The organism is Sphingopyxis sp. (genome assembly GCF_050916055.1).
Taxonomy (GTDB): Bacteria; Pseudomonadota; Alphaproteobacteria; order Sphingomonadales; family Sphingomonadaceae; genus Sphingopyxis.
On sequence record NZ_CP051527.1, the window covers coordinates 1,180,522 to 1,204,818 of the forward strand.

Sequence of the window (24,297 nt, forward strand, 5' to 3'; positions counted from 1 at the left end):
ACACCCCCCTCCCGTGACCGGGCGCCTGTTTATTTGGAGTTTTGAATGTCTTTCCGGATCGGGTCGCTCGCTTTGCCCCTTCTGGCGCTTGCCGCCTGTACCGCCGCTCCCCCGCCTTCGACCGCCCCCGCCGCGCCGGCGCGGCTGGCGCCGCTGACCGAGGCGGCCTTTTCGGAAGAGCTGACCGAGCGGACTTTTCGGTATTTCTGGGACACCACCGACACAAGGCGCTGCCTGGCGCCCGACCGCTGGCCGAGCAATCCCTTCTCGTCGATCGCGGCAACCGGGTTCGCGCTGACCGCTTACGGCATCGGCGCCGAGCGTGGTTATGTGACGCGCGCCGCGGCGGCGGAGCGGACGCGCGATTGTCTGCGCTTTTACTGGAGCGCGCCGCAGGGGCCGGAGGCGGCGGGCAACACCGGCTACAAGGGCTTTTTCTATCACTTCCTGAAGAATGACGACGGCACGCGGTACAAGACCAACGAATTGTCGACCGTCGATACCAGCCTGTTTCTGGGCGGCGCCTTGTTCGCGCAAAGCTATTACGACCGCGACGATCCGGTCGAGGCGGAGATCCGCGCGCTGGCCGAGAAGATCTACACCCGCGTCGACTGGACCTTTGTGCAGCGGTCGAACACCGGCACCGAGGCGCGCAACCTAGCGGGATCGCACGGCATCACCATGGGGTGGAAGCCCGAGCGCGGTTTCGAAACCCACGATTGGGTCGGGTATAACGAGGGGATGCTGGTCTATGTCCTCGCGCTCGGTTCGCCGACCCATCCGGTCGGCAAGGAGGCGTGGGACAAGGGCTGGGCGGCCGAACTCGAAAAGGACTGGGGCACCTATTACGGTCAGGAGCATCTGCAGTTCGAGCCGCTGTTCGGGCATCAGTACAGCCACGTCTGGGTCGATTTTCGCGGCATCAAGGACGCCTTCATGCGCGGCAAGGGCATCGATTATTTCGAGAACAGCCGCCGTGCGACGCTGGCGCAGCGCGCCTATGGTGCCGACAATCCGGACAAGTGGGCAGGATACAGCGCCGACATCTGGGGCTGGACGGCGTCGGACGGGCCGGGATATTCGCAGGGCAAATATAGCGTCGGCGGGGTGCCGCGCGACTTCAATGGCTATATGGCGCGCGGCGTGAGCGCGATCCGTGTCGTCGACGACGGCACGATCGTGCCGACCGCGGCCGGCGGATCGATCCCGTTCGCGCCCGAGGTGACCATCCCGGCGCTGATGGCGATGCGCGACCAATATGGCGAACGCCTGTATACGCGGTACGGCTTCAAGGACGCCTTCAACCCCAGCTTTACCTTCACCGATTTCGGGTCGAAGTCGGGCGCCGTCGATCCGGCGCGCGGCTGGATCGCCAACGATTATCTGGGGATCGACCAGGGGCCGATATTGGCGATGATGGAAAACCACCGCAGCGGGCTGATCTGGAAGACGATGCAGAAAAACCCGCACATCGTGCGCGGATTGAAACGGATCGGCTTTACCGGCGGTTGGCTCGAACAGGCGCCCGCCCGATAATCAGCACCCCGCGCCGACGCACAGATCGGCCAGCACCGGATAATGATCCGACGGCAGCTTGCCGCCAGCCTGTTGGGTGAGCGTCGCGTGGCGGAGCACCGCCGCATCGTTGCTGACGAAAATATGGTCGATCGGCGCGGGTTCGGCCTGCGCGATCTTGAAGGCGGTGAAGGTGCCGGGCGGGCCGAAATGCGGGGTGCGGCTGATCGCCAGCGTGTCGTGGAGCACCCCGGCGCCGGGATCGACGATCGCGGCATAGGCGGGGCTGGCGGTCGGGCTGTTGAAGTCGCCCATCAGCATCGCGGTTTCGCCGCGCTTGCGATTGGCGGCAATCCAGCGCCGGATCTGGCGCGCGCTTTCCAGCCGCGCGACCGTGCCGACATGGTCGAAATGGGTGTTGACGACGAGCAGGCTGCGCCTTGCCGCCGGGTCGAGCAATCGCGCCCAGGTGGCGACGCGCGGGTAGGCGGCGTCCCAGCCCTTGCCGGGAACGCCGGGCGTCGGTGAGAGCCAGAAAGTGCCCGACGCGAGCAGGGCAAAGCGGTCGCGGCGATAGCCGAGCGGCGAAAATTCGCCTTGGTCCTTGCCGTCGTCGCGCGCGACGCCGACGAAGGCATAGCCCGGCAGGTCGGCCTCGACCGCCTGCTTCTGGTGCAGCAGCACCTCCTGCATGCCGACAAGGTCGGGGGCGTAATAGGCGACGAGGGCGGTGACCGCCGCGCGCCGGTGCGGCCACGCATTGTCGCCGTCGGATGCGAGGTCGAGGCGGATATTGTAGGTCATCGCGCTGTAGCGGTCGGCGCGCTCTTTCGCTGCGGCGGGCAGCGCGAGCAACCCCGCCAGCAGGATCAGCAGCACCCTCATCCCAGATTGCCGCCGTTCGCCGCGATGACGCTGGAGTAGAAGCGCGCGCTTCGTTTGGGCGTGCGGACCTGTGTGGCGTAATCGACATGAACGATGCCGAAGCGCTTCGAAAAGCCCAGCGACCATTCCAGATTGTCGAGCAGCGACCACGCCATATAGCCGCGCACATCGACCCCCTGTTCGATCGCGTCGCCGATCGCGGCGATATGCGTGCGCAGGTAATCGCAGCGCAGCGGATCGTCGATCCCGTCGGGGCCGGCGGTCGGCGGGTCATAAAAGGCGGCGCCGTTTTCGGTGATATAGACGGGCATGTCGCCATAGGTGTCGCGGAACCAGACGAGCATGTCGGTGAGCGCGGGAGGGTGGACTTCCCAGTCGGTGGTCGTGTGCGTCGCGACCTGCGCGACGGGCGAGGCGCCGAGCGGCCACTGGTTCGGATCGGCGCGGACGACGTTGCGCGTGTAGTAATTTATGCCAATGAAGTCGAGCGGTTGGCAGATGTCTTTCAGATCCGCCTCAGGCCAGTCAGGCCATGCTTCCCCGAAGATATCGGCGAGTTCGGCGGGATAGCTGCCCTTGAGCGCAGGGTCGAGATATTGGCGATTCATATAGGCGTGGGCGCGCGCGGTCGCCGCGATGTCGGCGGCGCTGTCGCTCGCCGGATATTTGGGTTCAATGTTGACGACAAGGCCGATTTCGTGGGCGCCCACGCTGCGATAGGCCTGCACCGCGCGGCCGTGCGCGCGCATCAGATTGTGGCTGGCGATCGGGGTTTCGAACAGGTTGCGATGCCCCGGCGCCAACGCGCCGTGCAGGTAACCGCCATCGGTGATCACCCACGGTTCATTCAGCGTCACCCATTTCTTCACCCGGTCGTCGAGCGCGCGGTACATCACCGATCCATAGTCGGCGAACCAGTCGGCGCTGTCGCGATTGAGCCAGCCGCCGCGGTCGTCGAGCGCGACCGGCAGGTCCCAGTGGTGCAGCGTGAGCAAGGGTTCGATGTCGTGCTTCAGCAATTCGTCGACGAGCCGTTCGTAGAAGTCGAGCCCCTTTGCGTTCACCTGCCCGGTGCCGCCCGGCAGCACGCGGCCCCAATTGACGCTGAAGCGATAGGCCTTCAGCCCCAGTTCCTTCATCAGCGCGACGTCGGCGGGCATGCGGTTGTAATGGTCGCACGCGACGTCGCCGGTGTCGCCCTTTGCCGCCATCAGCCGCGGGTCGTGGCTGAACCGCTGCCAGATGCTCGCGCCGGCGCCGTCGGCGAGCGGCGATCCTTCGATCTGGTAGGCGGCGGTCGCCGCGCCCCACAGGAAATCGTCGGGAAAAACAGTCTGGGTCATTTCTTGTCCTTGGCGGATACCGGGGAGGAGAGGCGGTGTTCGAGGAACCAAGCGTAAAGCGCCGGATCGTCATAGGCGGGATCCCAGCTGTTGTGGCCGAGATCGGGATAGATGGTCAGGCGGACCTTGCGCCCGGCGCAGGCGCGGATCGCGCGCGCCATGTCGAAGCTGCCCTCTGGCGTCACGACATCGTCGCGGTCGCCGTGAAAGGCCCAGACCGGCAAGTCCATCAACCGGCACGCCTCGCCAGGATTGCCGCGGCCGGCGACCGGGGCGACGGCGGCGAAGCGTTGCGGTTCGGCAATCGCCCAGCGCCAGCTCGCATGGCCACCGCGGCTGAGTCCGGTGAGATAGATGCGCGCCGGATCGACGCGATAGGTTTTCGCGACATGGTCGACCAGCCGGTCGAGGCGGGCGATATCCCAGTCCTGATCGGCGCCCAGTAACGGCGAGACGGTGATGAAGGGGAAGGCCGGGTCGCGGTCGGCGATCTTCGGCGGTCCGTGGACCTTGACCTTGGCGACATCGTCGCCGCGCTCACCCGAGCCGTGCAGGAAGACGAGCAGCGGCCAGGATTGCGCGCGGTCGGCCAGATAGCCTTTCGGCAGGAACAGCTGGTACGGATAGCTGCCGGGCTCGATTGCCGGCTGCGGCGTCTGCCCCTCGATCGTCGCGGGCGCTTTCGCTCTGGCGGCGGCGGGCGATGCGGCGAGGGCGAGGCCGAGCAGGGCAGCGGTCCAATATGTCATCGGTCTTTCCTTGGTTGGTTGGGTCATCCCTTGACGCTCCCGGTCAGGAGGCCGCTGAGGTAAAAGCGCTGGAGCGCGAGGAAGAGGATGAGCACGGGCAGGGTGGTGACGACGGCGCCCGCCATCATCAGCTCATTGTCCTGCACATGTTGGCGGCTCATCGCCGCGAGCGCGACGGGCAGGGTGTAGAGATCCTGGTCGGCGAGGATGATCAGCGGCCACATGAAGTCGTTCCAGCTGCCGAGAAAGACGAACAGCGCCAGCGTGACGATGATCGGGGTCAGCAGCGGCAGCACGATGCGGCGCAGGATCGCACCCTCGCTCGCCCCGTCGATACGCGCCGCCTCCAGCATCTCGTCGGGGATCGACAGGCAGTATTGGCGGACGAGGAAGATGCCGAAAATGCCCGCGAGCCATGGCACCAGCGCGCCGGCATAGCTGTTGACCAGTCCCATCGCCTTCAGTTCGAGGAACAGCGGCAGCATCCCGATCTGGCCCGGCACGACGAGCGCGGCGACGAGCATCCGGAAGGTCGCGTCGCGCCCGCGGAAGCGCAGCTTGGCAAAGGCGTAACCGGCGGGGATGGTAAAAAGCAGCGCCAGCGCGGTGGCAAGCGTTGAGACCAGCACGCTGTTGGCGAGAAAGCGGCCGATGCCGAAGGTGCCGAACAGCGTGCGGTAATTGTCGAGACCGGGGTCGCCGGGCAGCAGCGGCGGCGGGAAACGCGACGCTTCGCCCGGCGCCATGAAGCTGACCGACAGCATCCACAGCAGCGGCGCAATGGTCAGCAGCGCGGCCAGCGCGGCGAGCAGGGTGACGGTCCAGCGCTTGACGCTCATATCGCACCGCTCCGCCGCGCCAGCCGCAGCTGCACCAACGTGACCGCGAGGATGCACAGGAACAGCAGGAAGGCGACCGCGGCGCCCGACCCCAGGTTCCACCATTTGAAGCCTTCCTCATACATGAAATAGAGGATGGTGACGGTCGACTGGGCGGGGCCGCCCTGTGTCATCACATAGGGTTCGGCGAACAGCTGGAACATCGCCGCGACGGTGAGCACCGACACCAGCAGCACCGTCGGCGCGATCGCGGGCAGGGTGACGTGGCGCAGCCGTGTCCACCAGCCGGCACCGTCGATCCGCGCCGCCTCGTCGAGTTCGCGCGGCACCGTCTGGAGCGCGGCGAGGAAGATGATCATGTTGTAGCCGAAGCTTTTCCAGCCGACGAAGATCAGGATTGCAGGCAGCGACGCGGTCGGGCTGCCGAGCCAGTCGATCGGCGCGATGCCGAACAGTGACAGCAGATAGTTGACGAGTCCGTAGCGGGTGTGGAGCAGGTAGCGCCACACGACCGCGGTTGCGACGAGGGTCGTTACAAAGGGCGCGAACAGCGCGACGCGCCAAAGCGGGCGCCACGCCAGCCAGCGCGAATTGACCAGCATCGCCGCCGCCAGCGACAGAAAGACGACCAGCGGCACGCCGAGCGCAACGAACCACATCGTGTTGGCCATCGCTTTCCAAAACAGCGGGTTTTCGAGCAATCGTTCGTAATTCTGCAGGCCTACGAAGCGCAGGTTGCCGAGATCGGCGAGCGCATAAATGTCGAAATCGGTGAAGCTGAGGACCAGCGAGGCGATCGCGGGCAGGGCGAAAAAGACGACGATCGCCGCGAGCGCGGGCGCGGTCATCGCCCAGCCGGCGCGTGCCTCCTCGATCCGCCGTTTCGCGTTCACGCTTTCGGTGGTTCGCTGCTTCGCGCTCACGATTTCGCCGGTTGGCTGCTTCGCGCTCACGCTTTCGGTGGTTCGCTGCTTCGCGCTCACAGGGCACGCCCCTTGTCCAGCATCCAGCGCCGCTTTTCGAGCAAGCGGTCGGCGCGCCGGTCGATCTCCGCCGCCGCCGCGTCGATGCTGTACTGACCGCGCACCATGCGTTCGGCGACGACCTGCATCTCGGTGACGATGCGTTCCCATTCGGGAACCTTTGGCAGCGCCGTCGCGCGCTCGAGTTGGGTCGCGAAAGGGGCAACGATGGGATCGCTCGCCAGCCCGGCATGGCGCCACACCGAACGCCGCGCGGGCAGGTTGCCGGTCAGCTTCTGAAAACTGAGCTGCGCCGACGGAGCGAGCAGGCGCGTCACCAGGTCCCACGCCGCATCGGAGTTCTCGCCGCCGGCAAAAACGACCAGGCTCGACCCGCCGGGGGCTGCCGACCCGATCCCGGTCGGGCCGGGGTTGGGCGCGGTCGCCCAGCGGTCCTGCATCGCGGCGGGCAGGCGGCTGCGCATATCGCCGATCGTCCACGGACCGGAGGTGAAGATGCTGAAGAAACCGCGCGCGAATTCGTTCCAGATGTTCGAAATCTGCGTCGCCGAGGCGACGGGGGCCAGCCCTTCGTCGAACAAAGATTTGTAGAAAGCGAGCGCGGCCTTGAACGCAGGGTCCGAAAAGGCGCCGCGTGCGCCCTCGTCGCGCAGCAGCCGGGCGCCCGCCGACAGCGCGAAGGTGAGCAGCTGTTCGAACTCGTTGACCGGCAGCAGCACCGCATAATTGCCGTCGCCGGCCAGCGCCTTCACCTTGTGCAGCGCCGACTTCCACCCCGCCCAGTCGAGCGGCGGCGGGCCATAGCCGGCGCGCGCGAACAGATCCTTGCGATAAAATTGCAGGCGCGTGTCGACATACCAGGGCACCGCCCAGAAGCTGCCGCCGATGCGGTTGGTGTCGACGACCGCGGCGAACTGGTCGCCGAGCAGCGCCGCCGCCGACGCCGGCACCGGGGCGATGGCGCCGATCGCGGCCATTTCGGCGATCCAGCTGTTGCCGACCTGACCGATGCTGGGCAGCGAGTTACCGGCAAAGCCGGTGAGCAATTTTTCGTGCGCCGCCGTCCAAGGCAGCGGTTGGACGGTGACGTGCGGCGCGCCCGCCGGGCGGCCGAGACCTTGCAGCAGCGCGGGCAGGCTGGCCGCCTCGTTTCCCATCGCCCAGATCGTCAGGCCCTCGCCGCCACGCACGTCGCAGCCGCCCAGCAGCGGCAGCAGCGGCGCTGCCGCCAGCGCGCCCGTCACCTCGCGCCGCGTCAGGCGCATGGCGTTTGCCGGGCCGTGCCGGTCATGGCGCCGCGCCTTGCTCGGCTGCGGCCGGCCTGGCCATCGCGGCGCGCGCCGCCGGGCCGCCGGTGGTGCCGCGCGCGATGAGCGTCGGGGTCAGGATCGTCGTGCTCGCGCTGCCCAGCGTATCGCCGCGCAGCAGGCGGAGCAGCATCATCATGCCGGTCGAGCCGAGCCGGTCGATCTTGACCTGCATCGTCGTCAGCGGCGGGCTGATATGGCGCGCGAGCGGGATGTCGTCGAACCCCGCGACCATCACGTCGCCGGGCACCGACATCCCGGCTTCGGCAAGCTGCATGATGCACCCGACCGCCATCAGGTCGTTCGCCGCGAACACCGCGTCGGCGGGAAGCTGGCCCTGCACCAGCAGCCGCGCCGCCTCCATCCCCGCTTCTTCGGAAAAATCGCCGGGCAGGATCACCGGGCTGCGTTCGTTGCCTATTTTGGCCATCGCGTCGGTGAAGCCGCGCTGGCGATCGCGCGCGTCGCGGTTATGCTTGGGCCCGGCGATGTGGATGACCTGCCGCGCGCCGCGCTCGAGCAGCGCTTCGGTCATCGCATAGGCGCCGCGATAATTGTCGACCGCGACGAAGGGCAGGTCGAGCGATCCCGCGTCATAGTTGAGCAGCACCGTCGGCAGCATGGGGTCGAGGTGGCCGGCGAGGAGGTCGGGCTTGATGTCGGGGGGCATCACCAACAAGCCGTCGACGCGGCCGCGCATCGAGGCGATCGCGGCGGCGGTTTCGTGCGCGCTGCCGTGCATGTTGCCGAGCAGCAGGTGCATGCCCGATTCATGCGCGACCAGGTCGATGCCGCGGATGATTTCGGAAAAAAATTCGCCGAACAGGTCGGGCAGGATGACCCCGACGGTGTCGGTCTTGCGCCGCGTCAGGCTGCGCGCGCCGCTGTGCGGCACGAAATTCAGCTTCTTCACCGCGGCGAGCACCGCGGCCTTCGTCGGCGCGGTGACATTGCTGTGGCCGTTGATCGCGCGCGAGGCCGTCGCGACCGACACTCCCGCCTCGCGGGCCACATCCCTCAACGTCGTCATGACCTTCGCCCCCTCTCCGTCCGGTGACGCCGGGCCGCCGCCGCGCCGCGGTTCATTCTGGTTCTGCCGGGCGCGATAGATTCACAAGGTAACCGGTTACAAGGCGGAGATGCAAGGTCATTCGCGCGCCGCCCCGCCGATCGCCCGCCCGTCTGCGTCGAACAGGTGCAGGCGGTCGGGCGGCAGCGTGACGGGCACGCTGTCGCCTTCGGTCAGGCGGCCGTCATCGCGGAGCTGGCACGCGAGCGAGGCGCCGTTGCCGCTGGCGAGATGCACCGTCGCGAGCCCGCCGAGCCGTTCGACGAATCCGACGGTGAAGGACAGAGCGTCCGGGGCGGCGCCGATCGCGATATCTTCGGGCCGGATGCCGATCGACAGGGGCGTGCCGGGCGCGAGCCGCGGCGCGTCGGCGGGCAGGGCGAGGGTGCGCCCGTCACTCATCCGCGCGCGACAGTCTTCGGCGACCGTCGCGGCGACAATGTTCATCTTCGGCGCGCCGAGGAATTGCGCGACGAAGATGTTGGCGGGGCGCGCGTAAAGGTCGCGCGGCGTGCCCACCTGTTCGATGCATCCGTCGCGCAACACGATGATGCGGTCGGCGAGCGTCATCGCCTCGACCTGGTCGTGCGTGACATAGAGCGTCGTCGTGCCGAGCGTCTTGTGGAGCGCGGCGAATTCGTAGCGCATCCGCCCGCGCAGGTCGGCATCCAGGTTCGACAGTGGCTCGTCGAACAGGAAGATTTGCGGCTTGCGGACGATTGCGCGGCCGATTGCGACGCGCTGGCGCTGGCCGCCCGACAGCGCGGCGGGCTTGCGATCGAGCAGCGCCTCGATATTCAGGATCGCCGCGGCGCCGCGGACCGCGGCGTCGATCGCCGCCTTGTCGGCCTTGGCGATGCGCAGCGCGAACGCCATATTTTCATAGACGCTGAGGTGGGGGTAGAGCGCATAGCTCTGGAACACCATCGCGATGCCGCGTTCGGACGGCGGCAGCGCGGTGACGTCGGTGCCGCCGATGACGATCCGCCCGCCGCTGAGCTCCTCGAGCCCCGCGACCGCGCGCAGCAACGTCGATTTGCCGCAGCCCGACGGCCCGACGATGACCGCAAACTCGCCGTCGGCGACGTCGATCGACACGCCGCGCAGCACCTGCGTTTCGCCGAAGCTCTTGCGTGCGTCGTGAATCGACAGGCCTGCCATTTTCCCCTTCCCGTATTTTCTGTTATGACCGGCGGTCTATCGGTTGGACCCGGTCAATGCAACCGGTTACATCGGTTTAACCGGCGGGATATTGCCTGTTCGTGCGCGACACGCTGACTGCCCGCCGCCCTGTGTTTCCGCCCCGGAATATCTTTCCTGCCCCCACTGGCGCGTGCGCCGCCGACTGGTTACATGGGCCGCCACCGAACGAATCGCGTGTGCCGCCCCCGCGTGTGGGGCAGGCGCCGCCCGCACCAGAAAGTGGCTCGCATGGAAATCTTCACCGGTCTGACCTTCGACGATGTGCTGCTGGTGCCCGGCCCCTCCGACATCCTGCCGAGCGACGCCATTCTGTCGACGCAACTGACGCGCGACATCGGGCTGAACATCCCGATCCTGTCGTCGGCCATGGACACTGTGACCGAAGCCGACATGGCGATTTTGATGGCGCAGATTGGCGGCATCGGGGTTCTCCATCGCAACCTGACCGTCGAGGATCAGGCCGCCGCTGTGCGCCAGGTCAAGCGCTTCGAAAGCGGGATGATCGTCAACCCGATCACCATCACTCCCGATGCGCCGCTGTCGTACGCCATCGCGCTGATGGACCAGCACAAGATTTCGGGGATTCCGGTTGTCGAGCCCGGCGGCCGACTGGTCGGCATCCTGACCCACCGCGATGTGCGCTTCGCCGACAATCCGGGGCAGCCGGTGCGCGAGCTGATGACCGCCGAAAACCTCGCCACGGTGCGCCCCGGCGTCGGGCAGGACGAGGCGCGCAAATTGCTTCACCAGCGCCGGATCGAGAAATTGCTCGTCGTCGACGACGATTACCACTGCATCGGGCTGATCACCGTCAAGGACATGGAAAAGGCGGTCAATTTCCCGGACGCGACAAAGGATGAGGGCGGTCGCTTGCGCGTCGCCGCGGCGACCAACACCGGCGACAGCGGCGTCGAACGCGCCGAGGCGCTGCTCGACGCCGAATGCGACCTGATCGTCGTCGACACCGCGCACGGCCACAGCAAGATGGTCGGCCAGACGGTCGAGAAGATCAAGAAACTGTCGAACCGCGTCCAGGTGCTGGCGGGCAATGTCGCGACCGGCGATGCGACCCGCGCGCTGATCGACGCCGGCGCCGACGGGGTGAAGGTCGGCATCGGTCCGGGATCGATCTGTACGACGCGGGTGGTCGCCGGGGTCGGCGTGCCGCAGCTGACGGCGATCCTCGACAGCGTCGAAGCAGCGGCGAAGCTGGGCGTGCCGGTCATTGCCGATGGCGGGCTGCGCACCTCGGGCGACATCGCCAAAGCGCTGGCGGCGGGCGCGTCGTGCGTGATGGTCGGCTCGCTGCTCGCGGGCACTGCCGAGGCGCCTGGCGAGACCTTCCTGTTCCAGGGCCGCACCTATAAAAGCTATCGCGGCATGGGCAGCGTCGGCGCGATGGCGCGCGGCAGCGCCGATCGTTATTTCCAGCAGGACATCAAGGACCAGATGAAGCTGGTCCCCGAAGGCATCGAGGGTCAGGTGCCGTTCAAGGGCCCCGCGAAGGATGTCATCCACCAGCTCGTCGGCGGCGTGAAGGCCGCGATGGGTTATACCGGCAGCCGCACGCTGAAGGATTTGCGCGACCGCGCGAAATTCGTCCGCATCACCAACGCGGGCCTGCGCGAAAGCCATGTCCATGACGTCGCGATCACCCGCGAGGCGCCGAATTATCCGGTCGGGTGACCTAATTCGCTTCGTCATTGCGAGCGGAGCGAAGCAATCCAGAGTCGCGTAATCCGCTCTGGATTGCCTCGCTCCGCTCGCAATGACGAGGTAAAGACAGATTATGACCCCCGCTGCACGCGTTCAAACCGCCATCGAAATCCTCGACGCCATCGCCCGCTCGGCGCGCGACGGCGGGCCGCCCGCCGACGCGATCTTTGCCGAGGCGATGCGCGCGCGCCGCTATGCGGGGTCGAAGGACCGCCGCGCGATCCGCGATCATGTCTATGCCGCGATCCGCGCGGTGCGCGCCGCGCCGCCGTCGGGCCGCGCCGCAATGCTTGCGCTCGCCGACGCCGACCCCGATCTCGCGGCCTTGTTCGACGGCGCCGCTTACGGCCCCGCCGTCATCGCCGCCGAAGAACCGCGCGCCGACACCGGTATCGCCTCCACCGCGTTGCTCAAACTGTTCGATCCGCTCGTCGGCAAGGCCGAGCATGCGGCGATGCTCGCCCGCGCCCCGCTCGACCTGCGCGCCAACCGGCTGCGTTCCAGCCGCGACGAACTGGCGACGATCTTTCCCGAGGGCGACGCGATCACCGGCCTTGCCGACGGCTGGCGCTTGGCCGGCGCGACCGCGGCGGTCCAGAACCCCGCCTATGCCGAAGGCCAGTTCGAGGTGCAGGACGCGGCAAGCCAATATGCCGCCATCGCGCTCGGTGCCGAGGTGGGCCACACGGTCGTCGACCTGTGCGCCGGCGCCGGCGGCAAGACGCTCGCGATTGCGTCGGCGACCGGCGACGAGGCCGCCATCCTGGCGTGCGACACCAACCGCGCGCGGCTCCAGCAACTGGCGCCTCGCGCCCATCGCGGCGGGGCAACGCGCATCGAAGCGCTGCTGCTCAATCCGGGTCAGGAAGCCGCGATGCTCGCCGATCATATCGGCAAGGCCGACCGCGTCATCGTCGACGCCCCCTGTTCGGGCAGCGGCACGTGGCGGCGCAGCCCCGAACTGCGCTGGCGGCTGACCCCGGCGCGGCTCGACCGCCACGTCGCCGATCAGGCGAAGCTGCTGGACCTTGGTGCCGATCTGGTGGTGCCGGGCGGTAAACTCGTCTATGCCGTCTGCTCGATCATCGCGCGCGAGGGGCGGGCCCAGGTGGACGATTTCTTGAACCGGCATCCCGGCTGGACGGCCGATGGCGATATCCTGCCGGCCGGCATTGGCCGCGCGGCGGGGGGCGGATTCCTGCTGACCCCGGGCCATGACGGGTGCGACGGATTTTTCCTCGCGCGGCTCTCGCGCCCATGTTAGCATCGCGGCGAATGAAGCGATGGGAGAATGCGATGCGCGTCAGTTTCCTGGCCCTCGGCGCCGGTCTGATCCTTGCCAGCCTGCCGACGGCGTCGGATGCGCAGCGGGCCGACAACGACATATTTCCGCGCTCGATTGCGCTCCAGGCCGCGGGGCAAGAGGCGCAGGGCGCCGGCGATCTGAACGGCGCGATCGACTATTATGAATCGGCGCTCGCCGCCGATCCGCGCAATCGCTCGGCAATCATCGCGCTGGCGCAGGTCGCCCGCGCGCAGGGTCTGCCGGGCAAGGCGATCGGCCTGTATCGCGAAGCGCTGCTGCTCGAACCCAATGACGTCATCGCGCTGACCGGGCAGGGCGAAGCGCTCGCCGACAAGGGCGCGCTCGCACTGGCGCGCGAAAAGCTGGCTGAGGCGCAGCGGGTGTGCGCTGAAAAATGTCCGCAGGTCGCGGCGCTGGAAAAGACGATCCAGTCGAGCGACGCGAAACGCGTCGTCGCCGCCGAAGCGCTCGCCCCGAAACCCGTCGTCGCGACGGTCGGCACCAGCAGCCAGAATTAGGCCTTCGTCTCTGCGGAAGCAGGAATAGCGAAGGCGGGCTGCGCCTTTGCGCCGGACCGGGGGTCCGACTAGAGCGCTTCGACCGCCTCGGCCAACGCCAGCCAGCGATCTTCGGCCGCGGCCTTTTCGTCGCGCAAGCTGACGAGCCGCGCCGTCAGCGCGTTGAATCGTGCATTGTCGCGCGTGAACAAGGCACCGTCGGACAGTTCGGTTTCGATCCCTCGCATGTCGGCTTCGATTTGCTCGATGCGGTCGGGGAGCAGGTCATAGTCGCGCTGATCCTTGTAGCTGAGCTTTTTGCGCGCGGTCGGTGGGGGTGGCGGTGCAGCGGTCGCGGCCTTGGCCTTGACGCTGTTCGGCTTGACCCGCTTCGCTTCCCAGTCGGCATAGCCGCCGGCGACGATATCGACCTTGCCCGATCCGTCGAGGCCGAGCGTCACGGTGACGGTGCGGTCGAGGAAGTCGCGGTCGTGGCTGACCAGCAGCACGGTGCCGGCATAGTCGGCGATGACTTCCTGGAGCAGGTCGAGCGTTTCGAGATCGAGGTCGTTGGTCGGCTCGTCGAGCACGAGCAGGTTCGATTCGCGAGCAAATTCGCGTGCTAGCAGCAGGCGCGAGCGTTCGCCGCCCGACAGCGCGCCGACGCTCGCCTCCACGACGCCGGGGTCGAAAAGGAATTCCTTGAGATAGCCCTGGATATGTTTCTTCACCCCGCGCACCTCGACCCAGTCGCCGCCGTCGGCGAGGATGTCGCGGACGGTCTTGTCGGGCGACATCAGGCTGCGCTGCTGGTCGATGATAATGCCGTCGAGCGTCGGGGCGAGGATGATCTTGCCGCTGTCGGGCAGAATTTCGCCGGTCAGCAGCTTGAGCAGGGTCGATTTGCCGGCGCCATTGGCGCCGACGATGCCGATACGGTCGCCGCGCTGGACGCGGAAATCGAAATCCTTGATGATGACGCGGTCGCCGAAGCTTTTCGAGACATGCTCGGCGACAATCACCGATTTCGAGCGGACGTCGTCGTTGGCGAGGCCGAGCCGGGCGACGCCGGGTCCGCCGATCATTGCGGCGCGGGTGGCGCGCATTTCCTTGAGCTTTTCTAGGCGGCCCTGATTGCGCTTGCGGCGCGCGGTGACGCCGCGTTCGAGCCAGTGTGCTTCGAGCCGCAGTTTCGAATCGAGCCGCTGGGCGGCGCGCGCTTCCTCGGCGGCGATCGCGTCGCTCCATTCCTCGAACCCGCCGAAGCCGATTTCCTTGCGGCGGATGCTGCCGCGGTCGAGCCACAGGGTCTGGCGGGTGAGGCGGGTGAGGAAGGTGCGGTCGTGGCTGATCGCCACAAACGCCCCGGTGTAGCGCGCGAGCCAGCTTTCGAGCCAGTCGATCGCCGCGAGGTCGAGATGGTTGGTCGGCTCGTCGAGCAGCAGCACGTCGGGGTTCTGCGCGAGGGCGCGCGCGAGCGCGGCGCGGCGGCGCTCGCCGCCCGAGGCGCTGGCGGCCGCGCGCGACATGTCGATGCCGAGCTGGTCGGCGATTGCGGCGACCTCAAATTCTTCGGGGGCGTCGGGGGCGGCGACGGCGAAGTCCATCAGGGTGTCGAAGCGCGAAAAATCGGGTTCCTGTTCGAGCATCACGACATGGGTGCCGGGCACGATGACGCGCTTGCCCTTGTCGGCGTCGATTTGTCCCGCGAGCAGTTTGAGCAAGGTCGTCTTGCCCGCGCCGTTGCGGCCGATCAACGCCAGTCGGTCGCGTTCGCCGACATAGATGTCTAGGTCCTGGAACAGCCAGCCGCTGCCCTGCACAAGGCCAAGGCCTTCGTATGATAAGATCGGTGCGGCCATGATGAACGGCGCGCTAGCGGCTCGTTCAGCCCGGCGCAAGCGCGGCGCGGGCAAAGGCCGGAACGGGTTCGGTCCGTCTGCGTTACGGGCTGGAAATCGGAACTGGCCGGGGCCCGGCCGACAGGAGAATGAAATGACGAAGCAAATGCTCACCGCTATGGCGTCCGCTATTGCCCTTGTGGCAGCCGTGCCGGCCATCGCGCAGCAGGGAGGATCGACGGTGACCAATGCGACGACCCAGGGGCCGATCCTGAGCTTTTCGGTCAGCGAAGAGGTGCGCTCGCGTCCCGACCAAGCGACCGTGGGCGCCGGCGTGACGACGACCGCGCCGACCGCGGTCGCCGCGATGCGCGCCAATGCCGCGGCGATGGACAAGCTGATCGCCGCCGCGAAAGCGCGCGGGATCAAGGCCGAGGATATCCAGACCAGCGGCATCAACCTGTCGCCGCAATATGATTACAACAATCAGGGCAACGGCCAGCCGCCGCGCTTCATCGGCTACCAGGTGAGCAACACGGTGCGCGCGACGACCGCGAAGATCGACGATATCGGCCCGTTGCTCGACGCGCTGGTCGCCGCGGGCGGCACCAATATCGAGGGGCCGTGGTTAGGCATGAAGGACGCCGACGCGCAGCTGGTCGGCGCCCGCGGCGCGGCGATCAAGGCCGCCGAGGCAAAGGCCGCTGATTATGCGCGGCTCGCGGGTTTCCGCAGCGCTGAACTGGTGTCGATCGGCGAGGGCAGCTTTGGCGGGCCGCAGCCGCCGATGCCGATGGTGCGGTTGCAGGCGATGGATGCCGCGAAATCGACCCCGGTCGAGCCGGGACAGGTCGCCAACACGCTGACGCTGAGTTTCCAGTATCGGTTGGTGCGGTGAATTGATCGGGGAGCGGGCTTCGGCTCGCTCTCCATTTCCCGTTCGTGTCGAGCGAAGTCGAGACACCTATCGGCGTGGCGCATGCCTTCGGGGTGTCTCGACTTCACTCGACACGAACGGATTTTGGGTTTCAGGGTCGTGAACTTTCCGGGCTTGCTTAGCCCAGCTCCCCATCCGCCCATGGCCACGGGCGTTCGCGAAACCATTTGGTGATGATATATTTGCGGCCTTTGCGCACCTTCATCCCGTGATGGAGCGTGTCGGGGTTGGTGGTGCCGTCGGGGCGGACATTGTTCCAGGCGAGCAGCTTGCCCACCTCGGGCTGGTGCATCTTGCCGGTCGCCAGAAAGCGCGTCGCGCCGCCGGCGGGGGGCGCGTTCAGATAGATCATCAGCGTCCAGCTGCGCTGGCCGGGGATCGCGCAATAGGTTTCCCAGTCCGATCCGCGCGGGTCGAAGAAGTCGGTGTGCGCCTTGAACTCCTGCCCGACATCGTAGCGCTGCCCCTGCAGCGGCTCGCCATATTTGGGCGCGATGCCGGTCAGCGTGTGGAGCCGGTCGTTGACTGCGCGCACCACCGGGTCGCGGTGGTCGAGGTCGCAGGTGGTGCTGGTGCGGAAGGCGGTGTCGCCGTTGGGATCGGCGATCGTCGAGGGACGGACGTCGCGGTCGATCCGTTCGATCAGCGCGGTGCAGGTATCGGGATTGAGGAAACCGGCGAGCATGAACTGCTCGAGCTTCGCGGTCGGCGCCCGCCGGATGCCGGGGACGGCGGCGAGCCGCGCGGCGGTGCGGTCGGCGCCCGATGTGGCCATATCGACGATGCGGTCGGTCATGCGGGGCTTTTAAGCGGCATTGCCGACGCGAACAATGCTTGACGAGCGGGGGGATGCGCGCCTATCGCCGCGCGCTGTCGCAGGCGGTTTCGCCCGGCGTGCGGCGACCATAGCTCAGTTGGTTAGAGCGCCGGTTTGTGGTACCGGAGGTCGCGGGTTCGAGCCCCGTTGGTCGCCCCATTTTTTCAATCTTCGCCCATATCGCGCCTTTGCGCGTGACTCGGTGCCGCCATTAGATTATTACGCCCGAGCGTAATAAATTAACGTGAGGATTGAGCCATGGCCGCTGTCTGGGATTTCGCCGATTTCGACGATCACGAGCATGTCCACATGTTCCGCGACCGCGCCAGCGGGCTGACCGCGGTGATCGCGGTGCATTCGACCCACCTCGGCCCCGGCGCCGGCGGCGTGCGGTACTGGCATTATCCTCAGCGTTCGGCGGCGATCGTCGACGCGCTGCGCCTGTCGCGCGGCATGAGTTACAAAAATGCGATGGCGGGGCTGCCGATGGGCGGCGGCAAGGGCGTCATCCTGGCCGATGACGGCGCGGCGAAGACCCCCGAACTGCTCGCGGCGTTCGGCCGCGCGGTCGAATCGCTCGGCGGGGCTTACGTGACCGCCGAGGATGTCGGGATCACCGACGCCGACATGGTCGAGATCGCCAAGCACACCAAACATGTCAGCGGGCTGCCGGTGGCGAGCGGCGAAGCGGGCGGCGACCCCGGCCCGCTCACCGCGCTCGGCGTCTATCTCGGCATCAAGGCGGCGATCCGCGAGGGGCTGGGCACCGACGACGCGAAGGGCGTGCGGATCGCAATCCAGGGCGTCGGCAGCGTCGGCGGCGGGGTCGCGCGGCGGCTGGCAGCCGAAGGCGCGAAGCTGACGCTCGCCGACGTCAATCTGGCGCGCGCCAAGGCACTCGCCGACGAACTGGGCGCCGACCTGGCCGATTCGGCGGCGATCATGGAGGTCGAGGCCGACGTGCTGAGCCCCAATGCGCTGGGCGCGATCCTGACCGAGGCGAGCATCGAGAAACTGCGCGTGCCGATCGTCGCCGGCGGCGCGAACAACCAGCTGTCGACCGCGGCCGACGGCCAGCGCATCCACGACCGCGGCATCGTCTATGCCCCCGATTATGTGATCAACGCCGGTGGCATCATCAACGTCGCGCTGGAATATCTGGGGCAGGGCAGCCGCGACGAAGTCGAGAGCCGCATCCACCTGATCCCCGGCCGCCTCGCCGAAATCTGGGCCGACAGCAAGGCGACCGGCACGCCGGCGTCGGTGGTTGCCGACCGGATGGCGCAGAAGCTGATCGGGCGGGGGTAAACACAAGCGTCGCCCCCGCGAAGGCGGGGGCCGCAATCGGTTTGCACAGCGCCGCTGAGCAAGGCGGCCAGCGGCCCCCGCCTGCGCGGGGGCGACGATATTGTTGGCTGGCGCGGTTTCCGATTTCCGCTAAGCCACCGCCAATGAAGCGGCATTTCTATTTCGTCGCGGGCTGGTTGTCGCTCGCGCTTGGCGCGATCGGCGTCGTGTTGCCGCTGCTGCCGACGGTGCCGTTCGTCATCCTCGCCGCCTTCTGTTTCGCGCGTTCCTCGCCGCGGCTGGAGGCGTGGCTGCTGGGGCATGCGACCTTTGGCCCGCATATCGCCGCATGGCGCGAAAAGGGCGCGATCAGCCGCAAGGGCAAGGTCGCCGCGAGCATCATGTTCGCGCTGAGCATCGTGCTGGCGCTGCTGTTCGCGCCATGGCCGTGGATGATGGTGCCGATCCTGGTGGCGGGGGTGACGGGGACGTGGATCTGGACGCGGCCCGAGGGGTGAGCTTCGGCCGCTAGTCGCCTTGTCCTGTTTCCGCTCGTGTCGAGCGAAGTCGAGACACGCTTGGACGCACCTGCCTTCGAGGTGTCTCGACTTCGCTCGACACGAACGGAATATAGAGGGCGGTTCTTTGACTTCCGTCCGAAACGGGTCGGGCTTGACCTTCCGCCTCCGTCGCGCGACAGCAACGCCGCCGGGTCGCGCCGGGCAATTCACTGGACCGATAAATCGGCCTCACCTAAAGACGACGCGAACCGATGCACGCTTATGCGAATCCGACCCGTTTCTTGGCGATCGCCAAACCGCTGACCCCTTGGCTGCTCGGGCTGGGGCTGGCGTTCGTGCTCGTCGGGGCGTGGGCGGGGCTGAGCCAAGTGCCGGGCGATTACAAGCAGGGCGAGACCGCGCGCATCCTGTATGTGCATGTGCCGGCCGCGTGGCTGGGCATGGGCGGCTGGACCTCGCTGGCGCTGGCCGGGTTGATCCAGCTGGTCTGGCGCCATCCGCTGTCGGGGATCGCGGCGCGCGCGATCGCGGTGCCGGGGATGCTGTTCACCGCATTGTGCCTGGCGACCGGGTCGATCTGGGGCAAGCCGACGTGGGGGACCTGGTGGGAGTGGGATGGACGGATGACGTCGATGCTGGTCCTGCTGTTCCTGTATGCGGGCTTCATCGCGCTGACCAATGGCGACGGTGAGCGGCGCGGCGGCGGTTCGCTGTCGCGCGGCGCGGCGATCTATGCGCTGGTCGGGGCGATCAACATCCCGATCATCAACCGCAGCGTCGTGTGGTGGAACAGCCTGCACCAGGGACCGAGCATCACGTTGCGCGGATCGAGCATCGACAATGCGCTGCTGTGGCCGCTGGGCTTGACCGTGCTGGGTTTTTCGCTGCTATTCGGGGCCATCGTGCTGATGCGGATGCGGCGGATCATCGCCGACAACCGCGTCGCGGCACGGCTGCGGCGGCTGGCCGACGATGAGGGACAATAGACGCATGGCGGGGGTAATTTCGGGCGGCGGGCAGTGGGCCTATGTCGCGGCGGCCTATGCGCTGACCGCGCTGCTGACCGGCGCGGTGCTGTGGGCGAGCTGGCGCGCGATGGCGAAAGCCGAACGCCGCAGCGACGCGCTGCGCGCCGGCGATCGGCGCGGCGAGACGCCGCGGGAGGATCAGCCATGAAGGCGAAGCATCAACGGCTGGTTTTGGCGGCGTTGGCGGTGGTCGGGATTGCCGGTGCCGGGGTGCTCGGCGCGAGCGCGCTGCGCGACGAAGCGGCCTATTTTCGTACCCCCGTCGAAATCAAGGACGGCAAGGCGGTCGTTGGCGAGCCGATGCGGCTGGGCGGCATGGTGGCGGCGGGCAGCATTGCGCGCCAGCCGGATGGCCTGACGATCCGTTTCGTGGCGACCGACGGCAAGGCGTCGCTGCCGGTCGAATATACCGGCATCGTCCCCGACCTGTTCGGCGAGGAAAGCGGCATGGTCGCCGACGGGCGGATGCGCGCCGACGGGACCTTCGTCGCCGACCGGATTTTGGCGAAGCACGACGAGCGCTATATGCCGCCGCAAATGGGCGAGATGCCCGAGGGTGTGGCGAAGATGGCGCCGAAGGTATGAGGTCTGCCGCAACCCCGTCATCCGTAACCCCGTCATCCCGACGAAAGCCGGGATCGCTCGCGGTTCACGCAGCGACGCTGGATCGGGCCGCGAGCGGTCCCAGCTTTCGCTGGGACGACGAGATTTTTCCATGATCGCCGAATTTGGTCTGGCCCTGCTGTGGATCGCGGCGGCGCTGGCGTGCCTGTCGCTGGTCGCCGGGGTGCTGTTCCTGCGCAGCGGCAAGGCCGAACTTGCGGCGCTCGTCCGTCCGGCGAGCGTGGCGCAGGGGGTGCTGACCGCGGCGGCGTTCGGCCTGCTGATCGCGCTGTTCGTGCGATCGGACATGTCGGTCGAACTGGTCGCGCGCAACAGCAACAGCCTGAAACCGATGATCTTCAAGATCGCCGGGACGTGGGGCAATCACGAAGGGTCGATGCTGCTGTGGCTGACGATCCTGTCGCTGTCGGGGGCGCTGATCGCCCTGTTCGAAAAGCGGCTGCGCGAGGACACGCTGATCGCGACGTTGGCTGCGCAGGCGGCGCTCGGCCTGGGCTTTTTCGCCTTTCTGATCTTTTCGTCGAACCCGTTCAGCCGCCTGCCGGTGGCGCCGCCCGACGGGCAGGGGCTGAACCCGCTGCTGCAGGACATCGGGCTCGCCTTCCACCCGCCGACGCTTTACGTCGGTTATGTCGGGCTGTCGGTCGCATTCAGCTTTGCGGTCGGGGCGCTGGTGACGCGCGAGGTCGGGCCGGCGTTCGCGCGCGCGATGCGGCCATGGGTGCTGGGCAGCTGGATTTTCCTGACGCTGGGCATCACCGCGGGCAGTTACTGGGCCTATTACGAGCTTGGCTGGGGCGGCTGGTGGTTCTGGGACCCGGTCGAGAATGTGTCGCTGGTGCCGTGGCTTGCCGGAGCGGCGCTGCTCCATTCGGTGGCGGTGACCGCGACGCGCAACGCGCTGCGCGCGTGGACGGTGATGCTGGCGGTGATCGGCTTTTCGATGTCGATGGTCGGCACCTTCATCGTCCGTTCGGGGCTGCTGACCAGCGTCCACAGCTTTGCCGTCGATCCCGAGCGCGGGACCTTTCTGCTGGTGCTGATGGCAATCTATATCGGCGGCGCGCTGACGCTGTTCGCGCTGCGCGCCGGGGCGGTCGCCGAGGGCAAGAAATTCGCGCTGCTGAGCCGCGAGGGCGCGCTGGTGATCAACAATCTGCTGCTGACGACGATCCTCGCGCTGGTGCTGCTCGGCACGCTGTATCCGATCGTCGCCGAGGCGATGGGGGAGAAGATTTCGGTCGGGCCGCCCTATTACAACAAGGTCGCGGGGCCGCTGGCGCTGATCCTGTGCCTGGTCATGGTCGCGGGGCCGCTGCTGGCGTGGCGCAAGGACGACGGCAAGAAACTGTGGTCGCGCCTGCCGCCCGCGATGTTCGCGGGCGCGGCGGTGCTGTTCGCGCTGATCCTGTTCGGCGGCAAGGTCGCGATCCTGCCTTTGCTGGGCATGACGGTGGCGGGCATCGTCGCGGTGGCGAGCATCGCGCCCTTATGGGGCCGCAACCTTCGCCGCACCCCGCTGACGACGTGGGGCATGGTGACCGCGCATTTCGGGGTCGCGGTATGCCTGGCCGGGATGGGCGCCGAAAGCGCCTTCATCAAGGAACGGCTGGTCGCCGCGGCGCCGGGCGACGTCGTCGAGGTCGGCGGTTATTCGGTGCGATTCGCGGGGGTGAAGCCCGTCGCCGGACCCAATTTTACCGCGATCGAAGGCACGCTGGTGGCGACGGCGCCGGGCGGCGGGACGCATGTGATGAAGCCTGAATCGCGCATGTTTCCGGGCCTGATGGGCACCGCGCCGACCGAAACCAACGAAGCGGCGTTGCTGACGCGGCCGGGCGGGCAGCTTTATGTCGTGCTGGGCCAGCCGGTGACCGGCGAGGACGGCCGCGCCGATCGATATCAGTTGCGGCTGTGGTGGAAACCGCTGGTGTGGTGGATATGGCTCGGCGGCGGGTTGATCGCGTTCGGGGCGACGCTGTCGATGCTCGGCCGCGCGCAGTTGCTCGCCATCTGGCGCTCGCGCCGCCACCGCAAGGCACAGGAGCGTTTCGCGCCATGAAAAACCGCTGGGTCCTGTTCGTGCCGCTGGCAATCATGGGATTGCTGTTCGGCGCATTCATCTATCGGCTGACGGTGCCCGCCGAGACGCTGATCCAGTCGCAATGGATCGACAAGCCGATGCCGTTGTTCGACCTGCCGCCGGCGACCGCGGGGGTGCCGGGGCTGAAGAGCAGCGAGCTTGCCGACGGGCGGCCGCGGCTGGTCAATGTCTTCGCCAGCTGGTGCATCCCGTGCCGCGCCGAGGCGCCGCAGCTGGAGGCGCTGAAAGCCGCCGGGGTGCCGATCGACGGCATCGCGATCCGCGACCGGCCCGAGGATGTCGCGATGTTCCTGCGCGAATATGGCAATCCGTTCGACCGTATCGGTGCCGACATGCAGAGCAGCGTCCAGATCGCGCTCGGCTCTTCGGGGGTGCCCGAAACCTTTCTGATCGACGGCAAGGGCGTGATCCGCGAGCAGATCCAGGGCGTGATCCTGGCCGAACAGGTGCCCGAGATCGTCGCGAAGATCGAGGCGATGAAGTGAGTTTGCGGCTCGAAACCATTCGTGCCCTTGCGCAGGCAGGGGCCCATCACCGGTTTTCGCGGGTCGATACGGCCGGCGGCTGGACGTTCTACGGTTTGGTGATGGGCCCCTGCTTGCGCAGGGGCACGGTGGTCTTCGGGCTCGCCGTCCTGTTCCTTGCGCTCTCATTGCCCGCCGCCGCGCAGGACCGGCTGCCGCCGGCACCCTATGCCTATCAGCAGCTCAATGACCCGGCCAAGGAAGCCGCGGCGAAGACGCTGATGGCGGAACTGCGTTGCCTGGTCTGTCAGGGCCAGTCGATCGCCGATTCCGACGCGCCGCTGGCGGGCGACATGCGCCACGAGGTGCGCAGCAAGATCGCCGCCGGCGAAAGCCCCGACGCGATCCGCCGCTGGCTCGTCGCGCGCTATGGCAATTGGGTGACGTACGACCCGCCGCTCGACGCCGCGACGGCATTTCTGTGGCTGGGGCCGTTGCTGTTCCTGGCCGTCGGCGGCTGGCTGGCGTTCGGGCGCTTTCGCCGCGGCGGGGCCGAGGCGGAGGAGGGCGCATGATCTGGCTGTGGGTGATGCTGGCGGCGGCGCTGACGGTCGCCGGAATGGTCTGGCTGGGCCGGCTGCCCGCCGCGGCGCGGCCGCTGGCCGGGGCGGCGGTGATGCTGGGGCTGGCGGGCTATGCGTTGCAGGGCAGCCCGGCGCTGCCCGGCAAGCCGGTTGCGGCGCCCGCCGAGCCCGAAGGCTTTGGCGACGCGATCGCCGACCAGCGCCAGGGCATGGCCGACCGCTTCGGCCCCGCGGCGCAGTGGCTGGGGATGTCCGACGGCTTTGCGCGGACGGGGAAGACCGAATTTGCCGCGCAGACCCTGCAACAGGGGCTGGCGCGCTATCCCGACAATGTCGACCTGTGGGTCGGGCTGGGCAATGCGCTGGTCGCGCATGGCGGCGGCGTGATGTCGCCCGCGGCGGCGCTGGCGTTCGACGAGGCGGCGAAGCGCGATCCGACGCATCCCGCGCCGCCCTTTTTCGCGGGGCTGGCGCTGGCGCAGGGCGGCGACCTGAAAGGGGCCGAGGCGGTGTGGAGCGAATTGCTGGCGCGCAGCCCGGCCGACGCGCCGTGGCGCGGCGACCTCGAGATGCGGCTCGCGCAATTGCGCCAGGCGCTCGGCTCGCAACTGCCCCCGGCGACCCCGGAGGCTCCGTGATTTGGGTGCTGTTCGCATGGCGTGCACTCGTTTAAAGGCG

Annotated in this window: 24 protein-coding genes and 1 tRNA gene; 15 read left to right on the plus strand and 10 right to left on the minus strand. The window is 67.7% G+C overall.

The features are described from left to right. Positions 1-45: 45 nt before the first annotated feature. A complete protein-coding gene (locus tag HEQ22_RS05780; protein WP_432770244.1) occupies positions 46-1,536 on the plus strand; it encodes a glucoamylase family protein in 1,491 nt (496 codons plus the stop codon). Here HEQ22_RS05780 and HEQ22_RS05785 read toward each other — a convergent pair whose 3' ends face one another. The 8 genes from HEQ22_RS05785 to HEQ22_RS05820 form a co-directional block, all read right to left on the minus strand. Then, the gene (locus HEQ22_RS05785) at positions 1,537-2,400 is read right to left on the minus strand and encodes an endonuclease/exonuclease/phosphatase family protein (protein ID WP_432770245.1); all 864 of its coding nucleotides are present in this window, start codon (positions 2,398-2,400) and stop codon (positions 1,537-1,539) included. Then, positions 2,397-3,743, minus strand: a complete 1,347-nt coding sequence (locus HEQ22_RS05790; RefSeq protein WP_432770246.1) for a GH1 family beta-glucosidase — start codon at positions 3,741-3,743, stop codon at positions 2,397-2,399. The genes HEQ22_RS05785 and HEQ22_RS05790 overlap by 4 nt, the downstream gene beginning before the upstream one ends. After that, positions 3,740-4,492: an alpha/beta hydrolase-fold protein gene (locus HEQ22_RS05795; RefSeq protein ID WP_432770247.1), complete on the minus strand. Its 753-nt coding sequence runs from the start codon at positions 4,490-4,492 to the stop codon at positions 3,740-3,742. Before HEQ22_RS05795 ends, HEQ22_RS05790 begins: the two co-directional genes overlap by 4 nt. A 23-nt stretch (positions 4,493-4,515) precedes the next feature. Further along, positions 4,516-5,331, minus strand: a complete 816-nt coding sequence (locus tag HEQ22_RS05800) for a carbohydrate ABC transporter permease (RefSeq protein WP_432770248.1) — start codon at positions 5,329-5,331, stop codon at positions 4,516-4,518. Next, positions 5,328-6,314, minus strand: coding sequence for a carbohydrate ABC transporter permease (locus HEQ22_RS05805; RefSeq protein ID WP_432770249.1), 987 nt, complete (start codon positions 6,312-6,314; stop codon positions 5,328-5,330). Before HEQ22_RS05805 ends, HEQ22_RS05800 begins: the two co-directional genes overlap by 4 nt. Beyond that, complete coding sequence (locus HEQ22_RS05810; RefSeq protein ID WP_432770250.1) at positions 6,311-7,579, minus strand: extracellular solute-binding protein; 1,269 nt, start codon at positions 7,577-7,579, stop codon at positions 6,311-6,313. Before HEQ22_RS05810 ends, HEQ22_RS05805 begins: the two co-directional genes overlap by 4 nt. A 22-nt stretch (positions 7,580-7,601) precedes the next feature. Then, positions 7,602-8,651 (minus strand): LacI family DNA-binding transcriptional regulator, encoded by a 1,050-nt coding sequence (locus HEQ22_RS05815; RefSeq protein ID WP_432770251.1) that lies wholly within the window; start codon positions 8,649-8,651, stop codon positions 7,602-7,604. Between the two features lie 117 nt (positions 8,652-8,768). After that, a complete protein-coding gene (locus HEQ22_RS05820; protein WP_432770252.1) occupies positions 8,769-9,851 on the minus strand; it encodes an ABC transporter ATP-binding protein in 1,083 nt (360 codons plus the stop codon). 270 nt (positions 9,852-10,121) lie between these two features. On the opposite strand from HEQ22_RS05820, the gene guaB reads away from it, so the two are divergent. From guaB to HEQ22_RS05835, 3 genes are all read left to right on the plus strand, one after another. Next, positions 10,122-11,579: an IMP dehydrogenase gene (gene guaB / locus HEQ22_RS05825; protein WP_432770253.1), complete on the plus strand. Its 1,458-nt coding sequence runs from the start codon at positions 10,122-10,124 to the stop codon at positions 11,577-11,579. A gap of 103 nt (positions 11,580-11,682) precedes the next feature. After that, complete coding sequence (locus HEQ22_RS05830; RefSeq protein ID WP_432770254.1) at positions 11,683-12,873, plus strand: RsmB/NOP family class I SAM-dependent RNA methyltransferase; 1,191 nt, start codon at positions 11,683-11,685, stop codon at positions 12,871-12,873. Positions 12,874-12,905: 32 nt separating this feature from the next. After that, positions 12,906-13,433: a tetratricopeptide repeat protein gene (locus HEQ22_RS05835; protein WP_432770255.1), complete on the plus strand. Its 528-nt coding sequence runs from the start codon at positions 12,906-12,908 to the stop codon at positions 13,431-13,433. A gap of 68 nt (positions 13,434-13,501) precedes the next feature. On the opposite strand, the gene HEQ22_RS05840 is transcribed toward HEQ22_RS05835, so the two are convergent. After that, positions 13,502-15,274 (minus strand): ABC-F family ATP-binding cassette domain-containing protein, encoded by a 1,773-nt coding sequence (locus tag HEQ22_RS05840; RefSeq protein ID WP_432770256.1) that lies wholly within the window; start codon positions 15,272-15,274, stop codon positions 13,502-13,504. 133 nt (positions 15,275-15,407) lie between these two features. On the opposite strand from HEQ22_RS05840, the gene HEQ22_RS05845 reads away from it, so the two are divergent. Continuing rightward, positions 15,408-16,151, plus strand: coding sequence for an SIMPL domain-containing protein (locus tag HEQ22_RS05845; protein WP_432770257.1), 744 nt, complete (start codon positions 15,408-15,410; stop codon positions 16,149-16,151). Between the two features lie 157 nt (positions 16,152-16,308). Here HEQ22_RS05845 and HEQ22_RS05850 read toward each other — a convergent pair whose 3' ends face one another. Beyond that, on the minus strand, positions 16,309-16,986 hold the full coding sequence (locus HEQ22_RS05850; protein WP_432770258.1) for a prolyl hydroxylase family protein: 678 nt from the start codon (positions 16,984-16,986) through the stop codon (positions 16,309-16,311). A 103-nt stretch (positions 16,987-17,089) separates the two neighbouring features. On the opposite strand from HEQ22_RS05850, the gene HEQ22_RS05855 reads away from it, so the two are divergent. From HEQ22_RS05855 to HEQ22_RS05900, 10 genes are all read left to right on the plus strand, one after another. Further along, positions 17,090-17,166: transfer RNA gene (locus tag HEQ22_RS05855), tRNA-His, on the plus strand. Positions 17,167-17,265: 99 nt separating this feature from the next. Continuing rightward, a complete protein-coding gene (locus HEQ22_RS05860; protein ID WP_432770259.1) occupies positions 17,266-18,315 on the plus strand; it encodes a Glu/Leu/Phe/Val family dehydrogenase in 1,050 nt (349 codons plus the stop codon). Between the two features lie 143 nt (positions 18,316-18,458). Continuing rightward, positions 18,459-18,812 carry a YbaN family protein gene (locus HEQ22_RS05865; RefSeq protein WP_432770260.1) on the plus strand — a complete coding sequence of 118 codons (354 nt, stop codon included), beginning with the start codon at positions 18,459-18,461 and terminating at the stop codon, positions 18,810-18,812. 254 nt (positions 18,813-19,066) lie between these two features. Beyond that, positions 19,067-19,801 carry a heme ABC transporter permease CcmC gene (ccmC, locus tag HEQ22_RS05870; RefSeq protein WP_432770261.1) on the plus strand — a complete coding sequence of 245 codons (735 nt, stop codon included), beginning with the start codon at positions 19,067-19,069 and terminating at the stop codon, positions 19,799-19,801. 4 nt (positions 19,802-19,805) lie between these two features. After that, complete coding sequence (locus HEQ22_RS05875) at positions 19,806-19,991, plus strand: hypothetical protein (protein ID WP_432770262.1); 186 nt, start codon at positions 19,806-19,808, stop codon at positions 19,989-19,991. Next, positions 19,988-20,428 (plus strand): cytochrome c maturation protein CcmE, encoded by a 441-nt coding sequence (gene ccmE / locus HEQ22_RS05880; protein ID WP_432770263.1) that lies wholly within the window; start codon positions 19,988-19,990, stop codon positions 20,426-20,428. Before HEQ22_RS05875 ends, ccmE begins: the two co-directional genes overlap by 4 nt. A gap of 130 nt (positions 20,429-20,558) precedes the next feature. Further along, entirely contained in the window at positions 20,559-22,529 is a 1,971-nt protein-coding gene (locus tag HEQ22_RS05885) for a heme lyase CcmF/NrfE family subunit (RefSeq protein WP_432770264.1), read from the plus strand. Continuing rightward, complete coding sequence (locus HEQ22_RS05890; RefSeq protein ID WP_432770265.1) at positions 22,526-23,056, plus strand: DsbE family thiol:disulfide interchange protein; 531 nt, start codon at positions 22,526-22,528, stop codon at positions 23,054-23,056. The genes HEQ22_RS05885 and HEQ22_RS05890 overlap by 4 nt, the downstream gene beginning before the upstream one ends. Before the next feature lie 101 nt (positions 23,057-23,157). Further along, complete coding sequence (locus HEQ22_RS05895; RefSeq protein ID WP_432770822.1) at positions 23,158-23,610, plus strand: cytochrome c-type biogenesis protein; 453 nt, start codon at positions 23,158-23,160, stop codon at positions 23,608-23,610. Further along, positions 23,607-24,257, plus strand: a complete 651-nt coding sequence (locus HEQ22_RS05900; protein WP_432770266.1) for a tetratricopeptide repeat protein — start codon at positions 23,607-23,609, stop codon at positions 24,255-24,257. The genes HEQ22_RS05895 and HEQ22_RS05900 overlap by 4 nt, the downstream gene beginning before the upstream one ends. Positions 24,258-24,297 lie beyond the last annotated feature (40 nt).

What these genes read in the sequence shown, in the direction of transcription:
- HEQ22_RS05865 (WP_432770260.1), top strand. Translation starts at nt 18,459, where the DNA reads ATGAAGCGGCATTTCTATTTCGTCGCGGGCTGGTTGTCGCTCGCGCTT.
- HEQ22_RS05890 (WP_432770265.1), top strand. Translation starts at nt 22,526, where the DNA reads ATGAAAAACCGCTGGGTCCTGTTCGTGCCGCTGGCAATCATGGGATTG.
- HEQ22_RS05795 (WP_432770247.1), bottom strand. Translation starts at nt 4,492, where the DNA reads ATGACATATTGGACCGCTGCCCTGCTCGGCCTCGCCCTCGCCGCATCG.
- HEQ22_RS05875 (WP_432770262.1), top strand. Translation starts at nt 19,806, where the DNA reads ATGGCGGGGGTAATTTCGGGCGGCGGGCAGTGGGCCTATGTCGCGGCG.
- HEQ22_RS05895 (WP_432770822.1), top strand. Translation starts at nt 23,158, where the DNA reads ATGGGCCCCTGCTTGCGCAGGGGCACGGTGGTCTTCGGGCTCGCCGTC.
- guaB (WP_432770253.1), top strand. Translation starts at nt 10,122, where the DNA reads ATGGAAATCTTCACCGGTCTGACCTTCGACGATGTGCTGCTGGTGCCC.
- HEQ22_RS05835 (WP_432770255.1), top strand. Translation starts at nt 12,906, where the DNA reads ATGCGCGTCAGTTTCCTGGCCCTCGGCGCCGGTCTGATCCTTGCCAGC.
- HEQ22_RS05800 (WP_432770248.1), bottom strand. Translation starts at nt 5,331, where the DNA reads ATGAGCGTCAAGCGCTGGACCGTCACCCTGCTCGCCGCGCTGGCCGCG.
- HEQ22_RS05820 (WP_432770252.1), bottom strand. Translation starts at nt 9,851, where the DNA reads ATGGCAGGCCTGTCGATTCACGACGCACGCAAGAGCTTCGGCGAAACG.
- HEQ22_RS05860 (WP_432770259.1), top strand. Translation starts at nt 17,266, where the DNA reads ATGGCCGCTGTCTGGGATTTCGCCGATTTCGACGATCACGAGCATGTC.
- HEQ22_RS05900 (WP_432770266.1), top strand. Translation starts at nt 23,607, where the DNA reads ATGATCTGGCTGTGGGTGATGCTGGCGGCGGCGCTGACGGTCGCCGGA.
- ccmE (WP_432770263.1), top strand. Translation starts at nt 19,988, where the DNA reads ATGAAGGCGAAGCATCAACGGCTGGTTTTGGCGGCGTTGGCGGTGGTC.
- HEQ22_RS05785 (WP_432770245.1), bottom strand. Translation starts at nt 2,400, where the DNA reads ATGAGGGTGCTGCTGATCCTGCTGGCGGGGTTGCTCGCGCTGCCCGCC.
- HEQ22_RS05810 (WP_432770250.1), bottom strand. Translation starts at nt 7,579, where the DNA reads ATGCGCCTGACGCGGCGCGAGGTGACGGGCGCGCTGGCGGCAGCGCCG.
- HEQ22_RS05790 (WP_432770246.1), bottom strand. Translation starts at nt 3,743, where the DNA reads ATGACCCAGACTGTTTTTCCCGACGATTTCCTGTGGGGCGCGGCGACC.
- HEQ22_RS05850 (WP_432770258.1), bottom strand. Translation starts at nt 16,986, where the DNA reads ATGACCGACCGCATCGTCGATATGGCCACATCGGGCGCCGACCGCACC.
- HEQ22_RS05845 (WP_432770257.1), top strand. Translation starts at nt 15,408, where the DNA reads ATGACGAAGCAAATGCTCACCGCTATGGCGTCCGCTATTGCCCTTGTG.
- HEQ22_RS05830 (WP_432770254.1), top strand. Translation starts at nt 11,683, where the DNA reads ATGACCCCCGCTGCACGCGTTCAAACCGCCATCGAAATCCTCGACGCC.
- HEQ22_RS05840 (WP_432770256.1), bottom strand. Translation starts at nt 15,274, where the DNA reads ATGGCCGCACCGATCTTATCATACGAAGGCCTTGGCCTTGTGCAGGGC.
- HEQ22_RS05780 (WP_432770244.1), top strand. Translation starts at nt 46, where the DNA reads ATGTCTTTCCGGATCGGGTCGCTCGCTTTGCCCCTTCTGGCGCTTGCC.
- HEQ22_RS05885 (WP_432770264.1), top strand. Translation starts at nt 20,559, where the DNA reads ATGATCGCCGAATTTGGTCTGGCCCTGCTGTGGATCGCGGCGGCGCTG.
- HEQ22_RS05815 (WP_432770251.1), bottom strand. Translation starts at nt 8,651, where the DNA reads ATGACGACGTTGAGGGATGTGGCCCGCGAGGCGGGAGTGTCGGTCGCG.
- ccmC (WP_432770261.1), top strand. Translation starts at nt 19,067, where the DNA reads ATGCACGCTTATGCGAATCCGACCCGTTTCTTGGCGATCGCCAAACCG.